The 24468-nt window shown below is 68.3% G+C and carries 28 protein-coding genes and 1 pseudogene; 16 read left to right on the top strand and 13 right to left on the bottom strand.

What is annotated here, in order from left to right; all coding sequences use genetic code 11:
* Positions 1 to 4: 4 nt before the first annotated feature.
* From CF15_RS04665 to CF15_RS04640, 6 genes are all read left to right on the top strand, one after another.
* Positions 5 to 538, top strand: a complete 534-nt coding sequence (locus CF15_RS04665) for a 4Fe-4S binding protein (protein ID WP_058370754.1) — start codon at positions 5 to 7, stop codon at positions 536 to 538.
* A complete protein-coding gene (locus CF15_RS04660; RefSeq protein ID WP_058370753.1) occupies positions 522 to 1037 on the top strand; it encodes an NADH-quinone oxidoreductase subunit J family protein in 516 nt (171 codons plus the stop codon). Before CF15_RS04665 ends, CF15_RS04660 begins: the two co-directional genes overlap by 17 nt.
* 103 nt (positions 1038 to 1140) lie before the next feature.
* The gene (locus tag CF15_RS04655) at positions 1141 to 1455 is read left to right on the top strand and encodes an NADH-quinone oxidoreductase subunit NuoK (protein ID WP_058370752.1); all 315 of its coding nucleotides are present in this window, start codon (positions 1141 to 1143) and stop codon (positions 1453 to 1455) included.
* An 8-nt stretch (positions 1456 to 1463) separates the two neighbouring features.
* Positions 1464 to 2972, top strand: coding sequence for a complex I subunit 5 family protein (locus tag CF15_RS04650; protein WP_070807897.1), 1509 nt, complete (start codon positions 1464 to 1466; stop codon positions 2970 to 2972).
* Positions 2973 to 2994: 22 nt separating this feature from the next.
* Complete coding sequence (locus tag CF15_RS04645; RefSeq protein ID WP_058370750.1) at positions 2995 to 5067, top strand: NADH-quinone oxidoreductase subunit 5 family protein; 2073 nt, start codon at positions 2995 to 2997, stop codon at positions 5065 to 5067.
* A gap of 2 nt (positions 5068 to 5069) precedes the next feature.
* Positions 5070 to 6512 carry an NADH-quinone oxidoreductase subunit N gene (locus CF15_RS04640; protein ID WP_058370749.1) on the top strand — a complete coding sequence of 481 codons (1443 nt, stop codon included), beginning with the start codon at positions 5070 to 5072 and terminating at the stop codon, positions 6510 to 6512.
* On the opposite strand, the pseudogene CF15_RS04635 reads toward CF15_RS04640, so the two are convergent.
* From CF15_RS04635 to CF15_RS04620, 4 genes and pseudogenes are all read right to left on the bottom strand, one after another.
* Positions 6483 to 7211: pseudogene (locus CF15_RS04635) on the bottom strand (energy-coupling factor ABC transporter ATP-binding protein); the annotation flags it as partial. The gene CF15_RS04640 and the pseudogene CF15_RS04635 sit on opposite strands and share 30 nt — an antisense overlap.
* Before the next feature lie 70 nt (positions 7212 to 7281).
* A complete protein-coding gene (locus tag CF15_RS04630; protein ID WP_083494494.1) occupies positions 7282 to 8067 on the bottom strand; it encodes a CbiQ family ECF transporter T component in 786 nt (261 codons plus the stop codon).
* The gene (locus CF15_RS04625) at positions 8064 to 8357 is read right to left on the bottom strand and encodes a PDGLE domain-containing protein (protein ID WP_236698128.1); all 294 of its coding nucleotides are present in this window, start codon (positions 8355 to 8357) and stop codon (positions 8064 to 8066) included. The genes CF15_RS04630 and CF15_RS04625 overlap by 4 nt, the downstream gene beginning before the upstream one ends.
* Before the next feature lie 14 nt (positions 8358 to 8371).
* Positions 8372 to 9037: an energy-coupling factor ABC transporter permease gene (locus tag CF15_RS04620; protein ID WP_058370746.1), complete on the bottom strand. Its 666-nt coding sequence runs from the start codon at positions 9035 to 9037 to the stop codon at positions 8372 to 8374.
* A 109-nt stretch (positions 9038 to 9146) separates the two neighbouring features.
* Between CF15_RS04620 and CF15_RS04615 the strand changes: the two genes are divergently transcribed.
* Both CF15_RS04615 and CF15_RS04610 read left to right on the top strand, forming a co-directional pair.
* Positions 9147 to 9761 (top strand): TTX_0299 family putative ATP pyrophosphatase, encoded by a 615-nt coding sequence (locus tag CF15_RS04615; protein WP_236698194.1) that lies wholly within the window; start codon positions 9147 to 9149, stop codon positions 9759 to 9761.
* A gap of 4 nt (positions 9762 to 9765) precedes the next feature.
* Positions 9766 to 10545, top strand: coding sequence for an asparagine synthase C-terminal domain-containing protein (locus CF15_RS04610; RefSeq protein ID WP_058370745.1), 780 nt, complete (start codon positions 9766 to 9768; stop codon positions 10543 to 10545).
* Here the strand turns inward: CF15_RS04610 and CF15_RS04605 are convergent.
* The 6 genes from CF15_RS04605 to cobT all read right to left on the bottom strand — a co-directional run bounded on the left by CF15_RS04605 (position 10542) and on the right by cobT (position 15990).
* Entirely contained in the window at positions 10542 to 11420 is an 879-nt protein-coding gene (locus CF15_RS04605; RefSeq protein ID WP_083494493.1) for a CobD/CbiB family cobalamin biosynthesis protein, read from the bottom strand. The genes CF15_RS04610 and CF15_RS04605 overlap by 4 nt on opposite strands.
* A gap of 88 nt (positions 11421 to 11508) precedes the next feature.
* On the bottom strand, positions 11509 to 12291 hold the full coding sequence (locus CF15_RS04600; RefSeq protein ID WP_058370743.1) for an adenosylcobinamide-GDP ribazoletransferase: 783 nt from the start codon (positions 12289 to 12291) through the stop codon (positions 11509 to 11511).
* Entirely contained in the window at positions 12248 to 13306 is a 1059-nt protein-coding gene (locus CF15_RS04595) for a pyridoxal phosphate-dependent aminotransferase (protein WP_058370742.1), read from the bottom strand. The genes CF15_RS04600 and CF15_RS04595 overlap by 44 nt, the downstream gene beginning before the upstream one ends.
* Positions 13288 to 13821, bottom strand: a complete 534-nt coding sequence (locus tag CF15_RS04590) for an NTP transferase domain-containing protein (RefSeq protein WP_168371278.1) — start codon at positions 13819 to 13821, stop codon at positions 13288 to 13290. The genes CF15_RS04595 and CF15_RS04590 overlap by 19 nt, the downstream gene beginning before the upstream one ends.
* Positions 13822 to 13838: 17 nt before the next feature.
* Entirely contained in the window at positions 13839 to 14921 is a 1083-nt protein-coding gene (gene cbiS, locus CF15_RS04585; RefSeq protein WP_058370740.1) for a bifunctional adenosylcobinamide hydrolase/alpha-ribazole phosphatase CbiS, read from the bottom strand.
* Positions 14896 to 15990 carry a nicotinate mononucleotide-dependent phosphoribosyltransferase CobT gene (gene cobT, locus CF15_RS04580; protein ID WP_236698126.1) on the bottom strand — a complete coding sequence of 365 codons (1095 nt, stop codon included), beginning with the start codon at positions 15988 to 15990 and terminating at the stop codon, positions 14896 to 14898. The genes cbiS and cobT overlap by 26 nt, the downstream gene beginning before the upstream one ends.
* Positions 15991 to 16285: 295 nt before the next feature.
* Here cobT and CF15_RS04575 point away from each other — a divergent pair, with 295 nt between their 5' ends.
* From CF15_RS04575 to CF15_RS04555, 5 genes are all read left to right on the top strand, one after another.
* Positions 16286 to 17146 (top strand): hypothetical protein, encoded by an 861-nt coding sequence (locus CF15_RS04575; protein WP_420820197.1) that lies wholly within the window; start codon positions 16286 to 16288, stop codon positions 17144 to 17146.
* A gap of 234 nt (positions 17147 to 17380) precedes the next feature.
* Positions 17381 to 17800 carry a hypothetical protein gene (locus CF15_RS04570; protein ID WP_058370737.1) on the top strand — a complete coding sequence of 140 codons (420 nt, stop codon included), beginning with the start codon at positions 17381 to 17383 and terminating at the stop codon, positions 17798 to 17800.
* A 124-nt stretch (positions 17801 to 17924) separates the two neighbouring features.
* Positions 17925 to 19025 carry an AmmeMemoRadiSam system radical SAM enzyme gene (amrS, locus tag CF15_RS04565; protein WP_168371277.1) on the top strand — a complete coding sequence of 367 codons (1101 nt, stop codon included), beginning with the start codon at positions 17925 to 17927 and terminating at the stop codon, positions 19023 to 19025.
* Positions 19026 to 19096: 71 nt separating this feature from the next.
* Complete coding sequence (locus CF15_RS04560) at positions 19097 to 19687, top strand: helix-turn-helix domain-containing protein (protein ID WP_083494492.1); 591 nt, start codon at positions 19097 to 19099, stop codon at positions 19685 to 19687.
* A gap of 98 nt (positions 19688 to 19785) precedes the next feature.
* Positions 19786 to 20568: a hypothetical protein gene (locus CF15_RS04555; protein WP_058370735.1), complete on the top strand. Its 783-nt coding sequence runs from the start codon at positions 19786 to 19788 to the stop codon at positions 20566 to 20568.
* Here CF15_RS04555 and CF15_RS04550 read toward each other — a convergent pair.
* Both CF15_RS04550 and CF15_RS04545 read right to left on the bottom strand, forming a co-directional pair.
* Positions 20557 to 21945, bottom strand: coding sequence for a DUF711 family protein (locus CF15_RS04550; RefSeq protein WP_058370734.1), 1389 nt, complete (start codon positions 21943 to 21945; stop codon positions 20557 to 20559). The genes CF15_RS04555 and CF15_RS04550 overlap by 12 nt on opposite strands.
* A gap of 16 nt (positions 21946 to 21961) precedes the next feature.
* Complete coding sequence (locus tag CF15_RS04545; protein ID WP_058370733.1) at positions 21962 to 22267, bottom strand: ACT domain-containing protein; 306 nt, start codon at positions 22265 to 22267, stop codon at positions 21962 to 21964.
* 104 nt (positions 22268 to 22371) lie between these two features.
* Between CF15_RS04545 and cobB the strand changes: the two genes are divergently transcribed.
* From cobB to CF15_RS04530, 3 genes are all read left to right on the top strand, one after another.
* Complete coding sequence (cobB, locus tag CF15_RS04540) at positions 22372 to 23136, top strand: NAD-dependent protein deacetylase (RefSeq protein WP_058370732.1); 765 nt, start codon at positions 22372 to 22374, stop codon at positions 23134 to 23136.
* 190 nt (positions 23137 to 23326) lie between these two features.
* On the top strand, positions 23327 to 23746 hold the full coding sequence (locus CF15_RS04535; RefSeq protein ID WP_058370731.1) for an HIT family protein: 420 nt from the start codon (positions 23327 to 23329) through the stop codon (positions 23744 to 23746).
* Between the two features lie 71 nt (positions 23747 to 23817).
* Entirely contained in the window at positions 23818 to 24225 is a 408-nt protein-coding gene (locus CF15_RS04530; protein ID WP_058370730.1) for a hypothetical protein, read from the top strand.
* Between the two features lie 3 nt (positions 24226 to 24228).
* On the opposite strand, the gene CF15_RS08850 is transcribed toward CF15_RS04530, so the two are convergent.
* Complete coding sequence (locus CF15_RS08850) at positions 24229 to 24384, bottom strand: hypothetical protein (RefSeq protein ID WP_168371276.1); 156 nt, start codon at positions 24382 to 24384, stop codon at positions 24229 to 24231.
* Between the last annotated feature and the right edge of the window lie 84 nt (positions 24385 to 24468).

The raw sequence follows: 24468 nt of genomic DNA, 5'->3' as shown, positions 1-24468 counted from the left end.
CATCTTGGCTCCGGGCCTCAGCGAGAGGAGGGATAAGGGTCGGGCTGGCCGTAGGCCGCCGCGCGTGAACCCGGTTAAGGGCCACCTGGACGCCATACTCACTGTGGCTAGGCGGATGCTCCACCCGCCTATGACGCTCCAGTACCCCGACGTGGAGGAGGAGAAGCCGGAGTACTACCACGGCATAATACTCTTCGACTATAACAAGTGCATAGGCTGCACGCTATGCGCCCAGGTCTGCCCCTCCAGGGCGATCAAGATGTTCAGGGTGCCGGGCGATAAGAGGATGAGGCCCGGCTACGATATCGGTCGCTGCATCTTCTGCGGGCTCTGCGCGGACATATGCCCGACTGACGCGCTTGAGACGAGCATAGTGCATGACAAGGTGTTCGAGAAGCTTGAGACCATGGACCTGGACCCCGTGGACTGGGCTATATACTCCAGGAAGCTGCGGGAGGAGATAAAGAAGCCCTCAAGGCCCCGGGTTAGGGCCAGAGTTGATGAGAAGGCGGGGCTCCGCTATGAGCGTGCAAGCTAGCCTCCTCGATGCGGCTATAGTTGTGTCGCTGCTAGCAGCGGCCTCGGGCTCTGTAGGAGCCATTATGGCTAGGAAGACGGTGCATAGTATAGCCTGGCTTGTCATTGCCTCGCTCGGGGTTGCCGCGGTTCTCGCGCTGACGGGCTACGGCTACCTCTCGGTCTTCCACATAGTCGTCTACACGGGGGCGGGCATCATGCTCCTAGCCATAGTGGTTATGATGCTGGGTTGCGGCGTGGAGCCGAGGACTCTGAACCCTGGCAGGCTTGTGCTAGCCTTCTTCGCCGCGGCCGCGCTCGAGGCGCCGCTGGCGATGTATGCGCTCAGCCACCCCGTGTCAAGCAGCGAGCTGGCCTCCAGGAGCCTCAGCTTCACCCAGGCAGCCCGGGTGCTGATGGACTGCTGGCTCTGCACCCTCCTAATGGTGGTGACGGTTGCAGCGGTGCTGATAGAGGCCCTCTCCATGGCGCGGGGCTCCGCCGCCCCCCGGGGGGAGTAGAGGGGGCCGGCGCGCCGACGCCGCGGCGTGGAGGCAGAGTAGAACTTTTTCCCAGCTGGTCCCCGAGCCGGGCTGGCACAGCCCTTGGGAGGATGGCGGGGCTGTGAACGGCGAGGCCCTTACGCTGCTCGTCTACCTGACCGCGCTGGTGGCCGGCATGTCCGGGCTCTACGGGGTTATGACAGCGCGTAGTCTCGTGAAGCTCTTCATATCGGTGGAAGTATTCTTCAACTCTGTGGTGCTTACCGCCGCCTACACGGGCCTCGTTGCAGGGGCCCGCCCAGGGTTCTACAGTGTCCTCCTCGCAACCATAATGCTCACTATAGCCGAGATCGCGGTGGTCGCTGCACTCCTCATACTCGTGTACCGTAAGAAGAGGAGCATGAGCGTCGACCTGCTGAAGGAGACCCGGGGGTGAAGGGGCTGATGGAGGAGACTGGGCTCGGCCTCCCTCTGCTCTGGGCCAGCGTGGCCGCCCCGGCCATAGCGGGTACTGTCAGCGGGCTCTACGCCTCGAGGATCGGGCGGAGGGGCCACGTGCTGCTCAACTCGGGCAGCTGGCTGATCTCCCTGCTCCTCCTCCTGCCCCCGGCCGCGGCCGCGCTGGGAGGCAGGGTTGTCCTAGACCCTCTCTGGGCGAGGGTGCCCGGCGTCGGGGTGTTCAGCCTCTTCCTCGACGCCGTGGGGGCTGCGATGGCCCTCACCATCGCGGTTGTGAGCCTGCTTGTGGCCCTCTACTCCAGCCCCTACATGGAGCACCGCTTCGAGGAGATGGGGCTGGATGAGAGGCACTGGGGCGTCTACTACCTGCTCTACCAGCTATTCACCGCGGGGATGCTGGGCGCTGTCATGGCTGGCAACGGTATACTCTTCTACCTCTTCCTCGAGCTCACGCTGATCCCGAGCGCGCTCCTCATAGTCCTCTACGGCTACGGTGACCGGGTGCGCGTGGGCCTCATCTACCTCGTCTGGACCCACCTGGGCGCGCTCCTCTACCTCCTGGGCCTCTTCCTCATCCACTCCTACGACTTCTACCTGCCTGGCTCCGGCTACGTAACCGGGGCCGGCGGGGGCCACGCGCTGGCGCTCGCGCTCATAGTCGTGGGGCTCGCGGTCAAGATGGCCATGTCTGGGCTCCACCTCTGGCTCCCCTACGCGCACGCTGAGGCCCCTACCCCGGTCTCGGCGCTGCTCTCGCCGCTGTTGATAGGGATAGGGGCCTACGCCATGCTCCGGGCCGGTGTCGGGTTCTTCCCCCGCCTCTGGGGCTCCGTTAGCCCCATCCTCCTCCTCTGGGCCCTGGCCACCATGCTCTACGGGGGCTTCCTGGTGCTCGCCCAGAGGGATGTGAAGAGGCTGTTAGCCTATAGCAGCATATCGCAGATGGGCTACCTTATGCTGGGGCTCGCGGCCGCAAACCCGGTGGGTGAGACCGGGACGGTGCTCCACTATATGGCCCACGCGCTGGGCAAGGCAATACTCTTCGGCGTCGCCGGCGTCTTCATAGTGGGTCTGGGCACCCGCGACCTCGGGGAGCTGGGTGGGCTGCTGCAGCGCATGCCCTACACGGCTGCCGTAGCCCTCCTCGGCTTCATGATGATATCCGGTATACCCCCGACGCTGGGCATGTGGAGCGAGGTCTACCTGGTCTTCGGATTCGCCAGGTGGGCCAGCGGCTACGGGCCCGGCGCCTTCGTGGTCCTCGCGGCAGGCGTCGCGGCGGCAATGACGCTCACTGCTGTCTACAGCTTCCTCGCCTTCAGGAACATGTTCCTCGGCAGGCCGGGGAGGGCGTACGAGAGGGCTGGGGAGGAGGGCGTGCGGGGCCTGCTCGCGCCCCTCGTGGCCCTGGCGGTGCTCGGCGTAGCCCTCTTCATACTCGTCAACCTGGTTGCCGGCCCGGTGCTCTCCCTGCTGAGGCAGGTCTACGGCTGATCCCCGGCGAGAGGTGGGCTGGATGGCCTCGCCCGGGCTGCTGGCGCTGGCGGCGGTGGCGTCCGAGTACCTGGCGGCCCTAGCCGTGGTGCTGCTCGCCGTGCTCGGCTCCGGCTGGAGGAGGATTGCCTGGACCGGGGTGGCGGGCGCCGCAGCGGCCACCGTGTTCTCCTGGCTCGCGCTCGCCGCGGGGGAGGGGAGGCTCAGCTATCCCTGGGTGCCCGGGCTCGGCGTCGACCTGGCGCTCCGGGTGGATGCGCTCTCCGGGATAGTGGGGGTGGTCGTCTCCACCCTCAGCCTGCTGATAGCCCTCTACAGCGTCGACTACATAGGAGAGTGGGGGGCGGCCAGGTACTGGCTGTTCTACAGCTTCTTCGTGGCTAGCATGCTGCTGCTCGTCTACGCCGACGACCTTGTTGTAATGTTCATAGGCTGGGAGGGCACCGGGCTCTCCAGCTGGGCCCTCATAAGCTTCTACCACGACGACCGGGAGGAGGCGTGGGTGGGCGACCCCGGCCGCTCCAGGCTCGGGGTGCCCATGTGGTTCACGCCAACTCATAGCGGGCTCCGGGCACTCTCATTCACGCGGCTCGGCGATATGGGCATGCTTATAGGCATGGGCCTCGTGGCCGCCTCCCTCGGCTCCACGAGCATGTCGGGGATGGAGGGGCACGCCGCCTGGCTGCTCTCGGACCTCAACATGAGGGGGCTCCTGGCTGCGTGGCTCGCCCTCTTCTACCTAGGCGCGCTGGCGAAGAGCGCCCAGTTCCCCTTCCACGAGTGGCTGGTAACCGCCATGACGGGCCCCACCTCGGTGTCGGCGCTGATACACGCGGCAACCATGGTGAAGGCGGGTGTCTACTTCGCGCTCCGCTTCACCCCCGCCATAGCGGCGGGGCTGGCCCTCTTCCACGGCGCCGGCGCCGGCGTCTATCGGGGGCTGGCCTGGCTCGCCCTGCTCACAGCCTTCTCGACGGCTACAATGGCTATAGTGGCTAGGGAGCTTAAGCTCATACTAGCATTCTCCACGGCCAGCCAGCTATCCTACATGATGGCCGCCGTCTTCGCCGCCGCGGCCGCGGGGAGCCCGGCCCTCGGCAGCCTCGGGGGGCTGGCCCACCTAATCTCCCACGCCGTGTTCAAGGCGGCGCTCTTCCTCGCCGCCGGCGCGGTGATACACGAGGTGGGCAGCCGCTACATAACAGACATGGGCGGGCTGCGGCGCTCAATGCCCTACACGTTCCTAGCCTTCCTCCTGGCCGGGCTGAGCCTGGCCGCGCTGCCGCCCTTCTCGGGCTGGTGGAGCAAGGACCTGGCCGTGGAGGCGATAGGCCTGCTCGGCGGCTGGGCCAGCCTAGCCGCGCTGGCCACCGCTGTGCTCACAGCGTTCTACACAGTTAGGATGATCTACTACGTGTTCCTCGCCCCGCCCCGGGGGGAGCGCCACGCCGGGGAGCCCGGCTGGCTGATGCTGGGCCCCTACCTGGCCCTCGGCCTGGCCTCCCTGGGCCTCGGCCTCGCCTGGCCCTGGCTCGCGCGCCTCCTGGAGGAGGCCGTGGGGCTCCATGCTTTCAGGGAGGAGCTGGGCGTGGTGGCCTACGGCACCCTCGCTGCAGCGCTGGGGGCGTCGGGGATCCTGCTCTACCGCGCCCGCCTCCTCCCCCTACGGGGGGTTGAAGAGAGGCCCCTGCTGGGTGCTCTCCACGGGTTCCTCTACGACAGGTGGCTGGTGAACCCTCTGATATACAGGCTCGTAGTCTACCCGGGCGCGTGGCTCTCGCGCGCCCTGGCCCGTGTGGAGGAGCTGCTGGACCTGGCTGTGCACGGCGGCGTGGCCCGGGCGGGCTGGAGGATGATTGGGGCGCTGCAGGAGGGGGCTGAGCTGAGGCTGGACCGGGCGCTCCACGTGGAGCTGCCCGCCGCGGCTGCGGGGCTGAGTGCGGCCGTTAGGAGGCTGCAGAGCGGGGACGTGAGGATCTATATCGTGTACTTCATGGCTGGAATGGTGCTCGCGGCGATCCTCTCCACGGTGGTGATATTCTTCATAGCCCACGCGGCCTGGCCCGCGCTGGCAAGCCTTGCTCCAGGGTGGTAGCCGTGGTGCCGCCCGTCCTCACTGGCGTGGCCGACTACAGCTTCCTCGCCGTGCTCGTGGGCTATGCTTTCACCGGCCTGGTGGCCCCGCTCTGGGGGCCGCGGGCCGCGAGGGTGAGCCTCTACGCCGCCACCGCCGTGGCTCTCGCCGCAGCGCTCTACATGAGCCTGGCCTTCGCGCCGGCGCAGGGCTATACCACAGCGTTCAACGGGGCCCTGGTTATCGACACTTACTCCGTGTTCCTACTCTCCACAGTGGTTATCGTGTTCGCCCTAGCGGCTATGGCGGCGTCGCGTATAGTCGACTACTGGGAGGCGGGCGAGGCCTTCTACGCCGTCATGGGGCTTATGGCGCTCGGCGTCATAGTGCTCGGGCTCGCCCGGCTCCTCTACCTCGTCTACGTGGGCTGGATACTCGCGGCCGTCTCAAGCTACATCCTGGTGGCCCTCTACCGCGACGCCATATCGGCGGAGGCTGCTATAAAGTACGCTGTAAACGGGACCATTGCAACCATTATACTCCTACTGGGGCTCACGCTCTTCTACATCGTGCACGGGGACGCCGCCATATCGCCGGGGCTCCTGATCCGCGATGCGCTGCTCGTGACCCCCACAGTCGCAATGGTGGCCGTGGCTGTAGGGTTCAAGATGGGTGTTGTCCCCTTCCACGGCTGGCTAATAGACGTCTACGGTAACGCGAAGCCCCTGGTGATAGCTGTCGCGAGCGCAGCCGCGAAGATAATAGCGGCGCTTATGATAGCCAAGCTGGTCGCGCCCTTCGCGGTGGTGGAGCCACACATAGTGCTCTGGACCATGGGTGTGCTCGCCGCCCTTACGATGCTCTACGGCAACCTGGGGGCGCTGCTCACGGTGAGGGACTCGCCCCAGAAGCTGCTAGCCTACAGCAGCGTGGCCCAGGCCGGCTACATCGTCGTCGGCTTCGCGGCGCTCGCCCGGCTCCCGGGCATAGATAACGTGGCCGCGCTGGCGGGTATAGCGCTCCACACGGCTGGCTACGCGTTCTCCAAGCTCGCGAGCTTCCTGGTGCTAGACACGGCCTGCGAGGACGATAGGCCCTGTAGCTGGGAGAGGCTGCGCGGCCTCGCCTACCGGAGCCCCGTGGCGGCGGCAGCGCTGGTGCTGGCCCTCGCCTCGCTGGCCGGGGCGCCGCCCACGCTAGGGTTCTGGGGGAAGCTATACCTGCTCATAGCAGCTGTCTCGGCTAGCCCCGCCCTGGCGGCCCTCATGGTTATCAACTTCGCTGTGGCGGTATTCTACTACGGCTACATGATATACATGGTGTTCACGGGGCCGCGGGAGGCGGCCGGGGGGAGGCCGGGGGCCCGGGAGGCGGCCGCGCTGATAGCGGCGCTCTTCACCGTGCTGCTCGGGCTGGCGCCCTGGGAGGGGTACGGGCTAACCCTCTACGCCTACACCACCGCCTAGCCGCCGCGCCGCCGCCAGCTCCTCCGCCACCCTCCTCCAGCCGCCGAGCCGGTCACGGAGAAGCCTCATGGATATCGGTATGGGGAGCGAGGTGTCCTCGAAGAGGCCCTCGGCGAGCGCCTCCAGGGTAGGGTGGCAGTCGAGAGCCCCCTCCCTGACCATGCACGTCTTCGTGGACAGCTCCAGCACAGCGTCCAGGTCGTGGCTGGCCATAATCACTGTCTTCCCCCTCGCAGCCGCCTCGCGCACTATGCTGAACAGCTTCTCCACCCCGGCCCGGTCCAGGTTGGCAGTGGGCTCGTCCAGGAGCAGCACGTCGGGGTCGTAGACAAGTATGGAGGCAAGGGCTACCAGACGGCGCTGCCCCACGCTCAGCCTGTAGGGCGGCCGGCTCAGGAGCCCCTGGATCCCTAGCCTCCGGGCAACCCTCTCCACCCTCTCCTCAATCACGCGCCCGGGGAGCCCGAGGCCGCGGAGAGCGTAGGCTATCTCATCGTACACCGTGGGGTTGAAGAGCTGGTCGTCGGGGTTCTGGAAGAGCAAGCCTATCCTCCTTCTAGCCCCCGGCAGCTGGCTCCACAGCGGCCTGCCGTCGAGAAGCACCTCCCCCCGGCTCGGCCTCAGCAGCCCGGCCAGGATGAGGAGGAGCGTCGACTTCCCAGAGCCCGTGGGCCCGGCCAGCGCCACAACCTCGCCGGGGCCCGCCCGGAGGCTGGCGCCCCGCAGCACCGGGCTGCCGCGGGAGTACTCGAACCAGACGCCACGGGCCTCAACAACCGGCAAGCAGGGCCGCCACCTCCACCGCCACTACCGCTGCCGGGGGGAGATAGGCGAGAAGCTCCGCGGCTGAGCCTGCCCACCCCCCTCCACGCCCCCGGCCCCGGGTCAGCGGGGACAGGCTTCTAGCCTCGATAGCCATGCCGAGCAGCGTGGCGCGCTGCATACTCCTCTCCAGGAGCTCCCCGGCAGCACCGGCCAGGAGCCTCCAGGCCTCGCGGAGCCCCGGGCGCCCAAGGCTCCTGGCCCTCCTGGCAGCGAGGAGCCGGAGCATCTCCGAGGCGAGGAGGGGCACGTAGCGGGCCACCAGGCTGAGGCCCTCCACGATCTCTCCCGGGAGCCCGAGCTCCCCCAGGCCCTCGGCCAGCCGCCTCCACCCCACCAGGGCCGCCACGGAGGCCACCATGGCGGAGGCCGCGGAGACCCGCAGGAGGAAGAGGAGCGCCTGAGACCCACGGTGGAGGGGCAGCAGGGGGAGGGCGACCAGGGCTGAGGCCCCCACCACGTAGGCTGCCGACCTGACCACCGGGGCTACGGGGCCTCGGCGGGATAGGGCAGCGTAGGCGAGCACGGGCATGGAGGCGAGGAGCCCCGCGGCTGCTGGGAGCGGCGGCGAGTAGGAGACGAGGGCCACGCCCACGACGAGGAGAAGAAAAACGAGGCCAGGGTGGCGGGGCTCCACTGGGCCCTCGCCGGCCGCCAGGTAGAGAGCCGCCTCCCTAAGCTCGCTGAGGAAGCCCGCCAGTGCCTCGTCCAGCAAGCCCCGTCCTCTGCTCACCGCCCGACGCGCCTCGCAGCCACGTAGCCTATGGCGAGGATCACTGCTACACCTACGGCGCCGGCGACTATGTAGCCCAGCGTGTCGGGCAGCCCTGGGAACGTGTAGTCGCTGAACGGCGTCCACTCGCCAAGGCTCCTCTCCTGGAGCCCTAGCTTCTCGGCGGCGACGTCGAGGGGCTCGTGGTAGCCTAGCTTGTCCGCCAGTATCACGCCGAAGACCGGGCTCACCACCAACAGCACGGCCATGGCTATGAACGCGCCCCGGTACCTCGAGAAGAGGCCGGGCACGGCCCCCACCCCCTCTAGGCTTTGACTGTTAGGGTGGCCCTCTCAGCCGCCTCGACCAGCGGGCTGCGGTGCTGGTACAGGTAGTCCACAACCAGCGCCGTTATCACACCCTCTATTATACCTAGGAGGGCGTGCCAGCCAGCCATTACAGGCACAGTTATCTTCACACCGTAGGGGAACGACGGGCTAAGCCCTATCTCGACACCGGCCATCGCTCCAGCCAGGGTTATGCCTAGCCATCCCCCCAGGAAGGCACCCAGCAGCCTCGCTCCACGCGTAGCCCCCAGCGCCCTCACCGTGGCCCGGTACACCGCGTAGCCCACAAGACCGTCTATGATAGCCATGTTCAGTATGTTGGCGCCCAGCGTTGTTATCCCGCCGTCGTGGAAGACGAGCGCCTGGGTGGTTACAACCAGGGCTAGCACGTAGGGGCCGAGCCAGGGCCCGAACAGTATGGCGGCGAGAGCGCCGCCCACGAAGTGGAGCGAGGTGCCGCCCGGTATCGGCCAGTTCAGCATCTGCGCCACGAATATGCCGGCCGCCAGCACCGCCGCGGCTGTCACCTGCTCGCGTGTCAGGCGGCCGCGGAGCCTCCTCCACGCAGCCGCCAGGTAGGCCACGCTGACGGCGTAGGTGGCTGCGCACCAGTATGGATCCAGGTAGCCGTCGGGTATATGCAACCCGTCACACGCCCCCTGGTACACCTTTCCGGGGCCAGCGGTGCACCATAACCAGATATTATTTAAGGATATTGCTGGAAGGGTGCCGGTGGGCAGCCCATTGGTCCGAGTGGCCCTGCTATCCGGGGGCAAGGACTCCCTCTACGCAGCGATGCAGAGGTGGCCGGTGGACCTCGGCCTGGTGCTGGTCTACCGCTTCCCCAGGCCCAGCCCCCACCTGCTGAACCTCGGGAAGACCGTGGAGACCCTCAACCTGGCCGGGATACCGGTGGTGGTGGCGAGGCTCCACAGGGGGAGGGAGAGGGAAGAGACTGTCGAGATCCTACGCAGGCTAGGCGCGGACGAGGTGGTCGCGGGCGACGTCTATGTCGAGGACCACCTCCGCTACATGGAGGCTGTGGCTGCAGACGCGGGGGCCAGGCTGAGCGAGCCCCTCTGGGGCATGGATCCCGTGGAGCTGGCCTACCGGGAGGCCGAGGCGGGGATAGAGGCGCTCTTCACCGGGGTTGACGCCAGGCTTAGCCGGTGGCTGGGCAGGGTCTTCTCACGCGATACTGTGGAGGAGCTAGTGGAGGACGCCAAGCGGGCCGGGGTAGACCCCCTCGGCGAGCAGGGAGAGTACCACACCCTGGTCATCGACAGCCCCAGGCACGAGGAGAGGCTCCCCTACCAGGTGGTGGAAAAGCTGGAGATCCAGGGCTATCATCTCCTCAGGGTGGTGTAGCTGGGTGGCCGGGCTCTCCTGCAGAGCGGCTGAGGAGCTTGTGCTAAGCGCCCTGCGCCGCTACGTCGGAAGCGTGGGCTGCGACTGCATAGCTATGAGCGGCGGCATCGACACCACCGTGGTGGCGCTCGCCGCGAGGCTGGAGGCCCTGCCCCTACGCGGGGTCACGGCCTTCTACACCCGGGGGCTGCCGAGAGACCTCCCCTACGCACTCTACGTGGCCGGCAAGCTGGGGATAGAGCTCCACGTTGTCCCCGTAGACCCGGGCTACATAGCGGGGCACGCACCACTGGTCATAAGGTGCACGGGCAGGAGGGACCACGTGGAGCTGAGGAACGACATTGTATTCCTCCGGGCGCTTGAGGAGGCTAGGAGGCTTGGCTGCCGCTACATCCTCCTAGGCGAGGGGGGCGACGAGGTGTTCGCTGGCTACCGGTTCATGCTGAGCCTAGGCCCCGGGGAACTGAGGGATACAATACTCCGGATGGCCGCTAGGGGCAGGTACCCGGGCATGGAGCTGGCCGAGTGTATCGGCGTGGAGGCCCACGCACCCCTGCTCAGCGACGAGGTGCTCGAGACTGTTATGAGCACGCCCCTCGAGTGCCTCCGGCAGAGCGTGTGGGAGGGGAAGGAGTTGCTCCGCAGCATCCTCCGCCGCCACGGCCTCACGCTCGTCGCCGACAGGCCGAAGACCCCCGCGGAGCAGGGAGCCGGCACCGAGGCGCTGGGCAGGACGGAGCTGGAGGCCCTCACCGGCATAGAGCTGCCGGACTGCCACTGCTAGGCCAGCGTGAGGGCGAGCAGTGCCAGCAGGAGCCAGGCAGCGGCCACCAGCAGGGCGACGCGCACAGCGCGCCTCATCTCCCGGGGACCGGGTAGCTGGGCCTCCCCGAGCGCGTAGTTGCTGGGCTTCTCCAGCCTCACTCCCAGCGCGCCCGCCATGGCGCTCATCGGGTGGCCGGCGTTCCTGCTCTCGGTGGAGGAGGCGTAGCGGCTCCAGACCCGCAGCGCCGCCGCCACGCTGCCCCCGGCGGCGGGGGAGGCCAGGGCTATCAGCACGGCGGTGACGCGGGCGGGGACGTAGTTGAGCAGCGTGTCCACCCATGCGCTCGCCCAGCCGGCCTCCAGGTACTCCGGCGTCTTGAAGCCGAGGGCGCCGTCGAGCGTGTTAGCCAGCCTCTGGAGGAGGCCGCCGAGCGGCCCGAGGAGCAGCGTGTAGAAGAGCGGCGAGGTGTAGCCGTCCACCAGGCTCTCCGCGAGGCTCTCCACCGCCGCGCTCGCCACGTGGCCAGGGCCCAGCCTGTAGACGTCGCGGCGCACCAGGCCCTGGACCAGGCTGCGGGCCTGGTCGACGCAGCCCTTCTCCATGAGCGCCGCGGCCCGCCAGACGGTCTCCAGTAGGAGGCGGAGCGAGAACGAGGTCTTCAGCACCCAGGAGGCGGCCAGGAGCCAGGCCAGGGGGCTGAGCCTCCACGCGGCGTAGAGGAGGAGCGCGTAGCCCGCCAGGTGGGAGCCCACCACAGCCGCCCAGGCCGCAGCGCCCCGGAGCCTGCCCGAGCCGGGGGGGAGCCAGCCGCTTGGCCATGAAGTAGGAGGTGTGGACGGGGTGCACCCGGAGCAGGAGGCCCCGGTGGAAGGGGTAGATGAAGTCGAGCACATGAGCCAGTAGGATAGCCTCGGCCAGAAGGACTCTCCCGGGATAGAGCCACACGGGGAGCCACGCGGGAGCCATGGCGCCGCGGCACCCCTAGCCGGCGAGCAGCGCGGCCGCTAGGAGGGCGGATGTATGGGCGAGCTCGTAGGCGAAGCCGAGCACGTCGCCCGAGGCGTAGCCGAGCCTCCCCCGAGCGTCCCGGGCCGCCACCAGGGCGGCCGCCACGCCCCCAGCCAGCGCCGCGGAAGCCCCCAGAGGATCCTGGAGCAGGAGCGCCAGGGCCGCAAGCGCGTAGACGGCCATGTTAACCGTGGCCGCGCCTCCCCCGGTGCCGAGCCTCCGGAAGAGACTGCCGAGCCCCTCGTAGCCCGGGGCGGGGAGGAGCAGGGAGACCATGTACATGGCCTCGGCTGCTGCCAGGTAGGAGGCGAGCACCACCGGCCAGCGACGCCACGCCGCCATGAAGCCCGCGTACTTGGCCAGCAGGAGGGTGGCCGTATAGGCTAGCGCGAAGCCTCCGCGCCTCGGATCCTTCATTACCTCCAGCGCCCTGTCGCCGCGAGCGCCGGCGCCGGCAGCGTCGCTGTAGTCGGCGAAGCCGTCCAAGTGGAGGGCCCCGGTCACCAGCACGTGGGCCGCCAGCCCGAGGGCGGCCGCTACGCCGGGGAGCCGGGAGGCCAGCATGGCAGCGTAGACGAGCACTCCCTCGACTAGCCCGACTAGGGGGACCAGGGGGTAGCCCCTGGCAGCCTCCTCGATATCGTGGCAGCCCAGAGGGAGCCGCGTGAGGAACGACGCCAGGCAGGCCAGCCTCCTAGCAGCCCCCGGAGGCCTAGCCCCCCTCGAGCGCCCTCTCGAACGCGCGTAGGAGGACATCGTTCTCACCAGGGGTTCTGATCGAGACCCTGCTGTAGCCCGGGCCCAGCCCGTGGAAGCTCGAGGCATCCCTCACGTAGACCCCCTGGGCCGTGAGGGCCTCCTGCATCGCGGGGTGGGGGAGCCAGGGATGCCCCAGGAGCAGGAAGGGCGCCCTGGAGGGGTAGACGCGCAGCCCCATCTCCGCGAGCCTCCGGGCGAGCCTCCTGGACTCCAGCGCCGCCAGCTCGCGGCCCCTGGCGACGTAGTCCCGGCTCCGGGGGTCGTGGAGCAGCCTGGGGTAGACGCAGGCCTCGAGACCCCCTACGGGCCAGGGCTGGCGAGCGCCGTCCAGCTTCCTGGCCAGCCACTCCTCGGCGTAGATGTAGCCCAGCCGGAGCCCCGGGGAGGCGAAGGTCTTGGTGAGGCTCCGGACCACCACCAGGCCGGGGCCCGGCTCCAGCGGCTCCGCGCCCGGCGAGAGGTCGATGAAAGCCTCGTCCACCACAAGCCACGAGCCCCTCTCCGCGAGCCTGCGGGCGAGGTCCGCGAGGAGGTCGGCGGGCGCCAGGTAGCCGGTCGGGTTACTGGGCCTGGAGAGGACCACCACTGAGCCCTCCTCCGCCGCCTCGAGCACACGGGCCTCGTCGATAGTGAAGCCCTCCCCGCCCCTCTCCATGACCACCCTTGCCAGCCCCAGCCCCATGGCCGGCGCCTGGACCCCGTGGTCCCCGAACCCGGGCTCGACCACGACGAGCCTCTCCGCGTGGAGGAGGAGCGGGAGCACCGCCAGCGCCTCGGCTGCGCCGTTAACCACCACTATCATCCGGGGGTCGGCGCGGTGGAACCAGGCTATAGCCTCCCGCAGCTCCTCGAGGCCAGGGCTCGGGTAGCGGAGGTGAACCCTCCTCGCCATGCACTCCTCCAGAAGCTCGCCCAGCCAGGCCGGGGGCCCCAGCGGGTTGGCAGGAGCGCTGAAGTCGTGGCAGCAGGGCGGCGGGCTGCCCCCGTGGATCCTCAGGCTAGCCGCCGGCAAAGCCTCTCAGCCTCCACAAGGTCCTCCGGGGTGTTCACGTTGAGGAGGTCGGGCCCCCACTCCTGCCGGATCGTCACCCAGGGCTCCCAGCCGCCGAGGAGCAGGGAGACGCCCAGCGGCCCCCGGCCGCCTGCCTCGAGGGTGGCCAGGCCCGCGGCCGCCGCCACAGCCTCCCTGACAAACCTCCTGAGCCTCCGGGGGCTGAGGAAGGGCGTGTCCGCGGGGAGGAACAGGAGGGGCCTAGCCCTCACAGCCTCGGCCGCGAGCCTCATGTCGGCTGGGTAGCCGGCGCCCGGGAGCTCCATGCACGCGTCTACCGGGAGCCGGGGGCAGAGAGGCTTGGCCGCGGGAAGCGTGTAGGGGGAGAGAGCCACCGCCACCCTCCGCGCAGCCTCAAGGGCGGCGGCCGCTACGCGCTCGAGAATCGTGGAGCCGCAGACCCGGAGCAGGGGCTTAGCCACGCCCCCCAGCCTCCTAGCCCTCCCGCCGGCCATTATCACCGCGGCCGCGGCCATCAAGCCGGGTCCACGCCCTAGACGCCGGTGCCCAGCAGCCGGTCGTAGAGCCTGGCGAGCAGCGCCCCCGCGAGCGCGGCGGCCGCGTCATCCCCGAAGACGGGCAGGCTGGCCAGGCGCAGGCCAGCCTCGTGCTTGGAGCGGTCGACCCAGTAGGCTGCAAGGAGCCCGCGGAACCCCGCCAGGTAGAGCGCGAGCGCGGCTGCGAGCGCCTCGTCAGCGACTATGCCCCTGCTGTCCGCCTCGAAGCCCCCGCGGCTGAGCCCGGGCAGGGTGCCAGAGACGCCGTGGATGTCAAGCTCCCTGGCGGCGACGAGGAAGGCCCAGACGTTGGGGTCGCGGAGCACCCTGTCAAGCATCTCCTGGAGCAGCCTGGAGGCCTCCTCCAGGCTCACCCCGGGCACCGGGGCGCGGCGGTACATCCGCAGCATGTCCTCGAGCAGCTCCTCGGGGCCGAGGCCCAGCGCCCCGCGCAGCCTCTCCCCTAGGCTCCTCCTGTCGCCCCGGAGCACGGCCTCGCGGACAAGCCTCGCCACGGTGTTGCCGAGCCTCGTGGCCATCCCGGCCCAGGGGAGGCCCTTCTCATCCACCCTGGCCGCCACCGCCACCGCGTCGGTGGCTGTGCCGGAGGCGCGGCCCCTGCAGGGGAGCAGGAGGAGGGAGGCCGCGAGCGTCTTAGCCTCCACGGCCACGCGGAGGAGGTCCACGAGCCCCGCCGGCGTGAGGACTTGCTCCTCCACTATCACTGCTATGTTTATCGTGCCGGCCATGGGGGGCTCGTAGAGCCGCTCCTGCTCCACGCAGACCGGGGGCTCGAGCCCCACCGTGGCCACCACGTGGACGCCGCCGCTGCTCAGCACCTGGTGGCGGCCGGGCTCCACTGCTGTGAGGAAGACCGGCGTCTCCTCCGGGAGCCCGTGGCTTCTAGCCACCTCGCGGCGGTAGGCCTCCACGTCGCGGACGCTGAAGCCCCTGGGCACGTGGTGGAACACTATGTGCTCTGAGGAGACCAGCCCTGAGATGCTGGAGAGGACCTTGTACCTGCCCCCCAGCTCCACCACCAGGGTGTCGCCCTCAAGCCTGGCCCCGGGAGCCGGCATCCCCGGCACCACGGGTTATCCTCTCATACTCCTCCTCGACCGCCTCCAGCATCTCCCTGGCCGGGAGCCCGCGGGCCGCGCCGAGGACTAGCGCGCCGCCGGCGCCCACACCCTCCTTCACGTAGCCCTTCTCGTAGGCCCGGAGCCCGGCGTGCCTCGACCCGGCCATGGAGAACCTGGCGGCTAGCACCGCCACCCTGGGGGCTATGTCGCGCACCAGGCCCAGGAGGTCGGCCGTCCCGTCCCTGATTATCCACGGCGTGGTCGCCACAGCCACCCTCTCCAGCGCCTTGGGCTCCGCCCTGGAGAGTATCGCCAGCACCGCGGCCATCTGGGTGCCGCCGGCCAGCACGGCCCACGCGCCCGCCTCCACGGCGCCGGCCGCCAGGCCGGCGAGGGAGACGTGGACCGGGTCCCCGATCTCGTCTACAGCCTCGAACACGTCGCCGGCGCCGTGCAGCCTGGAGAGGGCTGCCCTCACAACCCGCTCGCGGAGCCCGTGAGGGTTGCTCGCGGAGCTGCTGCTCACCCTGCCCAGCGCCCGGTAGCCTAAGGCCTCCATAACCGCTGCCGCCACAGTGGTGCCGCCGGGTATGGTCTCGCCCGCCACGAGCGCGTCGAGGCCCCGCGCAAGGCTGGAGCCCAAGAGCCGGGCCTCCATGTAGAGGCTGCGCGCGGTGCCCCTGGGAAGCGCGGGCTCCTTGTCTATCCTCCCTCCAGGCATCCTCGAGGGGAGGGCTGCGTGAGGCACCCTCGGTACCTGCTTGCAGCCCGCGTCGACGACGAGCAGGGGCAGCCCAAGCCTGTTAGCCACTATGGCCCTCGATATGACCGCGGGCGTCGGGAGGCCCTCGGGCGAGACGGGGACCACGCTGAGCGTTAGGGGGCGGCCGGCCAGCAGGTACTCCGCGTCGAGCGTGGGGGTGAGGACGGTGGCTTCCGGGCTGGGCCCGGCTATGCTTATCCCCGGTATGGTGGACGTCGCCGTGCTCCCGGCCACCACGGAGAAGAGGACCCGGCCTCGCAGCGCCTCCAGCACCTCCCCGGCAGCGGGGCCGTAGGCGTCCAACCCCTGAGAGGTGTGCATGGCCTAGGAGCCCCGAAGGATGTTGGCCCTAGGGTCCAACTATTTACCTCTACCCGCGGGGCTGGCCGGCGGCTACAAGCTTATAGAGCGCCCCGAGGATGCGGGGAAGGCCCTCTGGAGGCCGCTGACGTGTGCACGTCAGCCCGAAGCCCCCGGGGCGGAGGGGGCGGTGTGGGCTACGGCCGTGAGCCGAGGCCGCCCACGCGGCGCCGGCAGCCACATTATCCCAGCCGCCCCTCCTTTGCGAAGCCCTGGTGGCCGCCGGGCCTTGTGCCGCATGCTGGCGGGTGCCGCGTGGAGCAGGGACGGCGCCTGGCTCCTGGCAAGGCTGCTACGGCTCCTCGCGAGGGCCGCATCGGGCGACCCCTACCTTGCCGAGGTTACCGGGGGCGAGGCCAGGCACTGCCACGGCTACGGCTTCCTCATAGCCGCCAGGCTGGCGGGCTCCTGGAGGCTCCTCTACGAGAGGTTCGACGCCAAGACCCCCGCCGCCGGCGAGGAGGAGGCCTGCAAGGCCAACCTTGAAGCGCTGAGCGGCGCCGCAGAGCGGGCGGCGGGCCTCATAGCCGCTGCCGAGGAGGCCTACGTGGTGGCCCATGCCAGGAGGGCTGGGCGGAGGGAGCCCCGGGGCACGCTGAACGCCCACCCCTACCCCGTCACGCTGGAAACGCCCGGAGGCAGCCTCGAGCTCTACCTAGCCCACAACGGTGGGCTCGATAAGGAGAAGCTGGCCGGGGCTCTAGGGCTGGAGGCAGACATGTACACTGACAGCCACATGCTAGCCGTGCTACTCGCAAGAAGGATTAGAATGGGCGTTGGGCTGGCGGAGGCGCTGGCAGAGGCCACGGCGTTCACCAGGAACGCCCTCGACCTCGCGGTAGTGGTTCTGGAGAGGAGGCGTGACGGCATCGAGCCGAGCCTCTACGTTACCGGCTACCTCAGGCCAGGCCTCGACGAGGCCAGGAAGAGGTACTACCAGCCCATAGGCTTCCAGGCGGAGGGCGCCGCGGGATACATATCAAGCACGCTCCGCGACCTAGCCCTTGAGGAGGGGCTGGCCCTCGAGACGGTCGAGCTGGAGGGCGTCTACAGGGTGGAGCCCGGCAAGGGGCTCGAGAAGCTAAGGAGCCTACCCTAAGCCCCGGAGGGCCACGGCTATATTAGCACCGGGTGGGCGGGCACCCTGGACCACCAGGGGGCGGGTGAGGTAGTAGGGACGTGCCGACGCCAACACCCCCTGGATGAGGAGTGGTGGAGCGACCCTGACGCCCCCTACACGCCCGAGCCCCCGGGCGCCAGGGGCCCGCGGGCCATAAGCGCAAAGCTAATTGGAAATCTTGCGAAAACCTCGCTGAAATTCGCGGGAGCGGCTTTGGCTGAGGCCCGTGGACCGCTACTGTGCCCGGAGCTGGAGGAGGGCGTCTTCAGCTACGATCCAGAGCATGGCTGGCAGCGCGTCAAGGGGCAGCCGGGCCTCGATAGCGCGATACTCGTGTTCGTTAATGTTGTGTGCAGGCACTCCTGCAACGAGGTGCTCCAGAAGCTCTCCGAGAAGCTGGGAGAGGCCCTGGGCACCAAGCTGAAAGTATACCTGGTGGTGTGCACCAGGTTCCACAAGACGTGCCTAGACGCGGACGCCCGGAGCCTCTTCTACCACCACCACGTGATAGCGAGCCCCGCGGTGGTGCTGTATATTGGAGGAGAGCCGGTCATGAGGCTTCAGGGCCGTATGAGGATTGAGGAGGGTCTAGACCGGCTTGTAGAGGCAGCGGCTGGCCCGAGGGATGTGTAGAGAGGGGCCGGCGCGCGGGCCCCCTTCTCGGGGGCGCCAGGGCTGGGGTATCGTTGATACGGGGCCGGCGCCCATCCGTAAGGCTGGGTAGCAGGCTGTGGCGTCCACTACCTCCGGCGGGCAGGTGAGGCAGGAGAGCCTGCCCCGGCGTCCCTATGTGCGTGAGGCCGAGCTGTGGGTGCCGCTCCGGGATAGGCCGGGCTACGTGCGCTGCGACCTCTGCGCCCGCCGCTGCATCATAGCGCCGGGCAAGTATGGGGTCTGCGGGGTCCGGAAGAACGTAGGGGGTAGGCTCTACACCCTCGTCTACGGGCTGCTCACGGCGATGAATATTGACCCTATAGAGAAGAAGCCCATGTTCCACTTCGAGCCCGGGAGCCAGGTTCTCTCGATAAGCACTGTGGGCTGCAACTTCTACTGCCAGTTCTGCCAGAACTGGGAGATAAGCCAGTCCCGGCTCGAGAGAGGGCTCTACGGCCGCTACGTGGAGCCCGAGAAGGTCGTAGAGAAGGCCCTAGAGTATGGGGCCGACGGGATAGCCTACACCTACAACGAGCCTATAATATTCTTCGAGTACATGAGGGATGTAGCTAAGATAGCTAAGAAGCACGGGCTCTTCAACATGATGGTGACCAACGGCTACGCCACCCCCGAAGCGATAAGGGCGCTAGCCCCCTACATGGACGCCGCCACGGTGGACTTCAAGGGCGGCGGGAACCCCGAGTTCTACCGCAGGTTTATGGCTGTCCCCGACCCCTCCCCAATCTACACCGCGCTGCTGGAGATGAAGAAGGCCGGCTGGTTCATAGAGGTCACCAACCTGGTGGTGCCCAAGTATGGGGACCGAGTGGAGGATATTAGGAGGCTCGCACGCTGGATAGTCGAGAACCTCGGCCCGGAGACGCCCTTCCACCTGCTCCGCTTCCATCCAGACTTTAGGATGAGGGATGTGCCGCCCACACCCGTGGAGACCCTGGAGAGGCTGGCCAATGCGGCGAAGGAGGAGGGTCTACAGTACGTCTACATAGGCAACGTGTGGGGCCACCCGCTTGAGAGCACCTACTGTCCACGCTGCGGCTACAAGGTGATAGAGAGGAGGGGCTTCGCTATACTGGCCTGGAGGCTCACCCGGGACAACCGCTGCCCCAAGTGCGGCTACAGGATAAACATAAGAGGCAGGTTCCATGGCGGGGGCGGCGACATACTGCCCCTCATGATATACTAGGGTGGGCCCGAGGGCATGGAGGACAGCTTTTTATTTCAAGGAGCCCCCTACACCATATTACGGGTGTACGTATGGCCGCCCAGGAGTCTAACCAGGAGGAGGGCCTCAAGCTACGCGAGGTCTCCCTGCCGGTAGAGGTTCCGGTCAAGCCCGTCTCCAAGAGGGAGGTTAGGCAGCTCGAGGCAATGCTCATAATAGGCACCATGTTCAGGCCGGACGTTATAAAGGCTGCTCTGAACAAGGAGGAGTTCCTCACCTGGGTCGACAGCCTCGCGGTGGCGGCGGCAGCGCTCGCCATGGAGAAGGCCGGGTACACTGTGAGCCAGATAGCCGAGGAGCTGGGCCGCACCGAGGCTACGATACGCCGCCACCTCCGCGGGGAGACCAAGGCGGGCAAGCTGGTCCGGGAGACCTACGAGATGCTGACGCGGGGCGAGTTGAAGCTGGCGGTCCCCATAGTAAGCCCGGAGGCCGAGACGGAGCTGAAGCAGCTCCACGAGCAGGTGAAGAAGCTGGAGGAGGAGCTGAAGCAGCTACGCGCCGAGAACACTGAGATGCGGGAGAAGCTCGGCCGGCTTAGGGAGGCGGTCCGCCAGGCCTCCGGCAAGCTAGAGGAGGCCGAGAAGGCTATCCGCGAGGCCAGGGAGGCCCTCAGTCTCTAGCCCCGCTTTCTCCTCCTTAGCATCCTTAGGCGCCACGGCTAGCCTTATCAATACCCGGTCTTCTCCGCGGGGAAGCACTAGAACACGGTGCGCACGCCTTGCCGGGGGAGTATAATAAGTATACGCTCTACATCCACCCGACGTGCGCCAGCAGCTACGAGGTCGTGAAGCACCTGGCGGGCAAAGGGCTGCTAGACAGCGTGAGGCTTGTCTCCACGGCGGAGCCCGCCGCCTCTCAGGTTCTCGGGCGCTCTGTATGGAGCGTGCCCTGGCTGGTGGTGGACGAGGTACCCGTCGCAACGGACCCGGTGGAGCCTGCCGAGGTTGAGGCCATACTGCTCGGCGAGGGCCCGCTGGAGGCGGGGGACCCGGTGGAGGAGTTCATGGAGGCTGTGCTCCACAGCGCCTACGCGGCTGCAGTGGCCTATCTGCACGGGAGCGTTAAGCCCGTCGCTGATACCGCGCTGATCTCCGCCGCGACCCGGGCGCCCCTCCGGGGCCTCGACGTGGAGGAGGTGGCTAGAGAGGTGCTGGAGAGGGCTGACGAGCTCTACGCCGGTTGGGAGGACAAGATAATGAGGGCTCTCGGCATCTCCTTCGTCCGGGAGCTCTGGTGGGCTCATGGCGGGGAGCTGGAGAAGGAGCAGGTCAGGGAGCTGGCGACACCGGGCAACGTGGGGCTCTGGCTGGTGGCTAAGGCGAGTATCGGGAGGAGCGGGCTCCCCTCGAGGCCCATGCCTCCGAGGGAGAGGCTTGAGCGGCTAGCCGGCTTCGTGAGGCGTGGCGCGGCGGGGCTGCTCTTCAAGGTGAGGAGGGAGCAGGAGACTATACTGGGGGACGAGGAGTACTGGAAGCTGCTGGGGGAGAGGCTAGCCGGCTAGGAGCCTGCGTAGGGGCGGCGGTATCCTCCCACCCCTCTCGATGAACTCCTCCACCCTGCCCGGCCCCGGGTCCATGACCGGGGCCTCGCCGAGCAGGCCTCCCAGGCTCACCGTGTCGCCGGGCTTCTTCCCTGGGGCCGGGAGGAGGCGGACTCCAAGCACCTTCCCCTGCGCCATGCCTAGGGCGAGCACGTCCGCCGTGAGGGCTGCGAGCCTCCTCCAGTCAGTGTCGCCGGGCACCGGGACCATGTCGAGCCCGGTGCTACAGACACCCGTCATAGCTATCAGCTTGTACATGGTGGCCAGGCCCCGGGCCGCTGCCTCTGCAATGCCGCTGTCCTCGGAGACGGGTATCATTGCGCCGCTGTAGCCGCCGGCGCAGCAGACTCCCATGCCGCCCCCCTTCCGAAGCGCGTCTATGAGCATAGCTAGCGCCGCTATGCTGCCCGGGGCGCCGAACTCGACGCCAATGGCCTCCAGCACTGCGGCGATGCTGTCACCAGGCTCGGGGGTGGGCGCCAGGGAGAGGTCGACGCTGCCCAGCGTGTAGCCGGCCTCCGCTGCGACCCACTCCGCCACGAGCTGGCCCAGCCTGGATATCTTGAAGCCTATCCTCTTCAGCTCCTCGTAGAGCCTCTCTAGGGGCGTGTCCTGCGGGAGGGAGCGGAGCACAGCCGCCACGACACCAGGGCCGCTTATAGCAACGTTGACCGCTCCATCAGCCTCTCCGAGGCCGTGGTGGGCGGCGGGGAGGAACGGTATATCGGGCGCAACGTTGACCGTGACCAGGAACTTCGCCCCCGGCAGCGGGGAGCCCGCCGCCTCCACCGCCCTCAGCAGCGCCTTCACAGCCGCCGCCACCGCCTCCATGTTCAGCCCCAGCATCGTGGAGGCAGCGTTGACGAAGCCCATCACCCTCCCGGTCTCCGCCAGCACCCTGGGGAGCGCCTCCACCACCGCCCTGCCGCCGGGCCCCACACCCCGGTCGGCGAAGGCCGAGAAGCCGCCGATGTAGTCAACGCCGGCCCGCTCCGCGGCCCGCTCCATCTCGGCCGCGGCCTCAAAGCCCGCCTCGGCTGCCTTCTCCACGCCTAGCGAGCCGGCCACGGGAGCAAGCAGCTGCTCCATTGGAGTGAGCGCGAGTCTGGCCGTGGTCACGGGTACCCCGAGCCTGGAGGAGACCCGCTCCACAGCCCGGCGTAGGCGGCGGCCATGCTCCTCGACGAGGCGGGCCAGGCAGTCGACCAGCTCCCTGGGCCTGGGGGAGGAGCAGACACCGGCGTCTATGCTCAGAGTGACGCTCCTCACATCCAGGCTGCGGTAGCGTATCATCTCGGCTACTTCGCTTATCTCCGACACGCTGAACCTCGTAGACAAGCCCAGGCAACCCCCGCTAGGGCCTCTCCAGGTACCTTACCACGTCTATGTGGTGGACGCTGACCTCCACGCCAAGCTCCGCCGCCTTCTCCTCGAGCCGGCGGCGCAGCTCCTCGACGCCGAGCCTCGCATCAGTGACATCGACCACCATAGCCATGGTGAATATGCCCCTCATAACAGTCTGCGAGATGTCCATTATGTTTGCGTTCGCCTCCGCAAGCACCCCAGCTATCCCGGCTACTATGCCGGGCCGGTCCCTGCCGTGGACGAAAACCGCTATGTACTCGCGGCCCCTCTCGAGCCCCCCGCCACAGGAGTCCATGACTGGTCCTCCGCCCCTCCCCCGGGGGAGGCGGGCCTAGAGGCATGGCCCCGGGCTTATAGGGGCTTCCAGCCCCATCCCCCGGGAGGAGGGCGCCGCGGGCCATGGGCCTAGCCGAGGAGGCCAGGAGGCTGGCCAGGCTACTGGCAGGCTCCCGCTACGCGGTAGCCTTCACCGGGGCGGGGGTGAGCACCGAGAGCGGCATCCCCGACTTCCGGGGCCCCCAGGGGCTCTGGCGCCGCGTGGACCCGGAGGTCTTCAGCATAGAGTACTTCATGGAGGACCCGCTGGGCGTCTGGAGGCTCTTCGCAGAGCTCTTCGCAGGGTTCCGCGGAGCCCGGCCCAACCCCGCCCACCACGCCCTGGCCAGGATGGAGGAACTCGGCGTCGTAAAGACTGTCATAACCCAGAACATTGACGGGCTCCACCAGGCGGCGGGGAGCAGGAGGGTTATAGAGCTCCACGGCAGCCTCCGCTGGGCCCGCTGCACCCGCTGCGGCCACCGCGTCCCCCTCGAGGAGGCGCTGAGGGAGGTGGAGGAGGGCAGGCTCCCCCGCTGCCCCCGGTGCGGCGGCGTCCTCAAGCCCGACGCCGTGTTCTTCGGCGAGCCCCTGCCGGACGATGCGCTGCGGGAGGCCTACCGGGAGGCCGGGCGCGCGGACCTCGTGCTAGTGGTCGGCTCCAGCCTCACAGTCTACCCCGCCGCCCTGATACCAGAGTACGCCGCCCGGAGGGGCGCGAGACTGGCAATAATCAACCTGGAGCCGACCAGCCTCGACAGCCTCGCAGTCTTCGTATCGAGGCGTAGGGCCGGCGAGATACTGCCAGCCGCCGCCAGGGAGCTCGAAGCCATGATGGGGGCCCGGTAGGGGAGGCGGCTGGGCAGCTCGGGGCGGGGTTGCAGCAGTCGAGAAGCCCCGCCACCCGCCTCTCCGCCCAGCGGGGGCCGCAGCCTCCGGTGCAGAGGAGCGGAGCCTTTAAGAACGATTGAGCCCGGCGGCGGGATTAGCCTCTACACGGATCCTTGAAGAGCTTCTCCCCGCGCAGGGGTGGAGGGCTGTGACGGAGGACTGCGTGTTCTGCAAGATAATCCGCGGCGAGCTGCCCTCAGCGAAGGTTTACGAGGACGAGAACGTGGTGGCGTTCCTCGACATATACCCGATAAACCCAGGCCACACACTGGTCGTGCCCAAGCGTCACGTGGAGCGGCTCGAGCAGCTCAGCGACGAGGAAGCGGCTGCACTGATACGGGTGGTTAAGAAGCTGGCGCCGAGGATCGTCGAGGCCGTGGGCGCCCAGGGCTACAACGTTGTAGCCAATAATGGGCGGGCCGCGGGCCAGGTTATATTCCACGTGCACTTCCACATAGTGCCGAGGTTCGAGGGCGACGGCTGCCAGATGGACTGCAGCCGCTCCAAGCCCAGCATGGAGGAGCTGCGGGAGATAGGGGAGAAGATAAAGAGGCACCTGGAGCACTAGCTCCAGGGGCTGAGGGCGCCACGTTATTACTCTCACCCACCCTCTAGGCCCTCCTCCCCCGGGGCGCCGGGATGACGGCGGGCAAGAGGGCCATAGCCGAGCTGAGAGAGGCGCTGCAGCGGCTCCTAAAGGACTTCCAGGAGGCGGGCAGGAGGGGGAAGCTTCTCCTAACCCTCGTCGCGGCGCTTAAGCTGCGGGAGAAGGAGAAGCCCATAACCCCGGCGAGCGTGGCCGAGGAGGCTAGGAGGATAATAGAGGAAACAAGGGGCGAGATCAGCTGGGGTGTGGAGAGCGCCCAGTACACCGCCGCCCTGGCGGCCGACCTGCTGCAGGAGCTAGTCGAGATGGGGGTCCTCGAGCCCGGCCCCGAGATACTGAGGGAGCTGGGCAGGCGCTACCGGTTCCGCAGCTACGGGGAGGGGGACGCGGAGGCGGAGGCCCGGAGGATACTGGCGCCGGTGCTGATGAAGATGGCCTAGAGGCTACCTGCCCGAGAAGAGGGACAGGACGCTCTGCACCGCGAACAGCGCGGCGAGGAGAGCGCCCGCGAGGTTGTTCTCGAGCGCGAAGGCTAGGGCACCGGTTATGGAGAGGAACAGCGCGAGTACGTGGAGGCGGCGCGCCCCCATACCAGGCATTGCCCTCTATCCTCCGCCCTCTGCTAGCAGGGGCCGGGGTTTTAAAGCTACATGGCCTTGGAGCAAGAGGCCTGCTCCATGGCC

It is taken from the genome of Pyrodictium occultum (assembly GCF_001462395.1).
Taxonomy (GTDB): Archaea; Thermoproteota; Thermoprotei_A; order Sulfolobales; family Pyrodictiaceae; genus Pyrodictium; species Pyrodictium occultum.
Note: the sequence above shows the minus strand (reverse complement) of the source record. Positions and strands in the feature narration are given on the sequence as shown.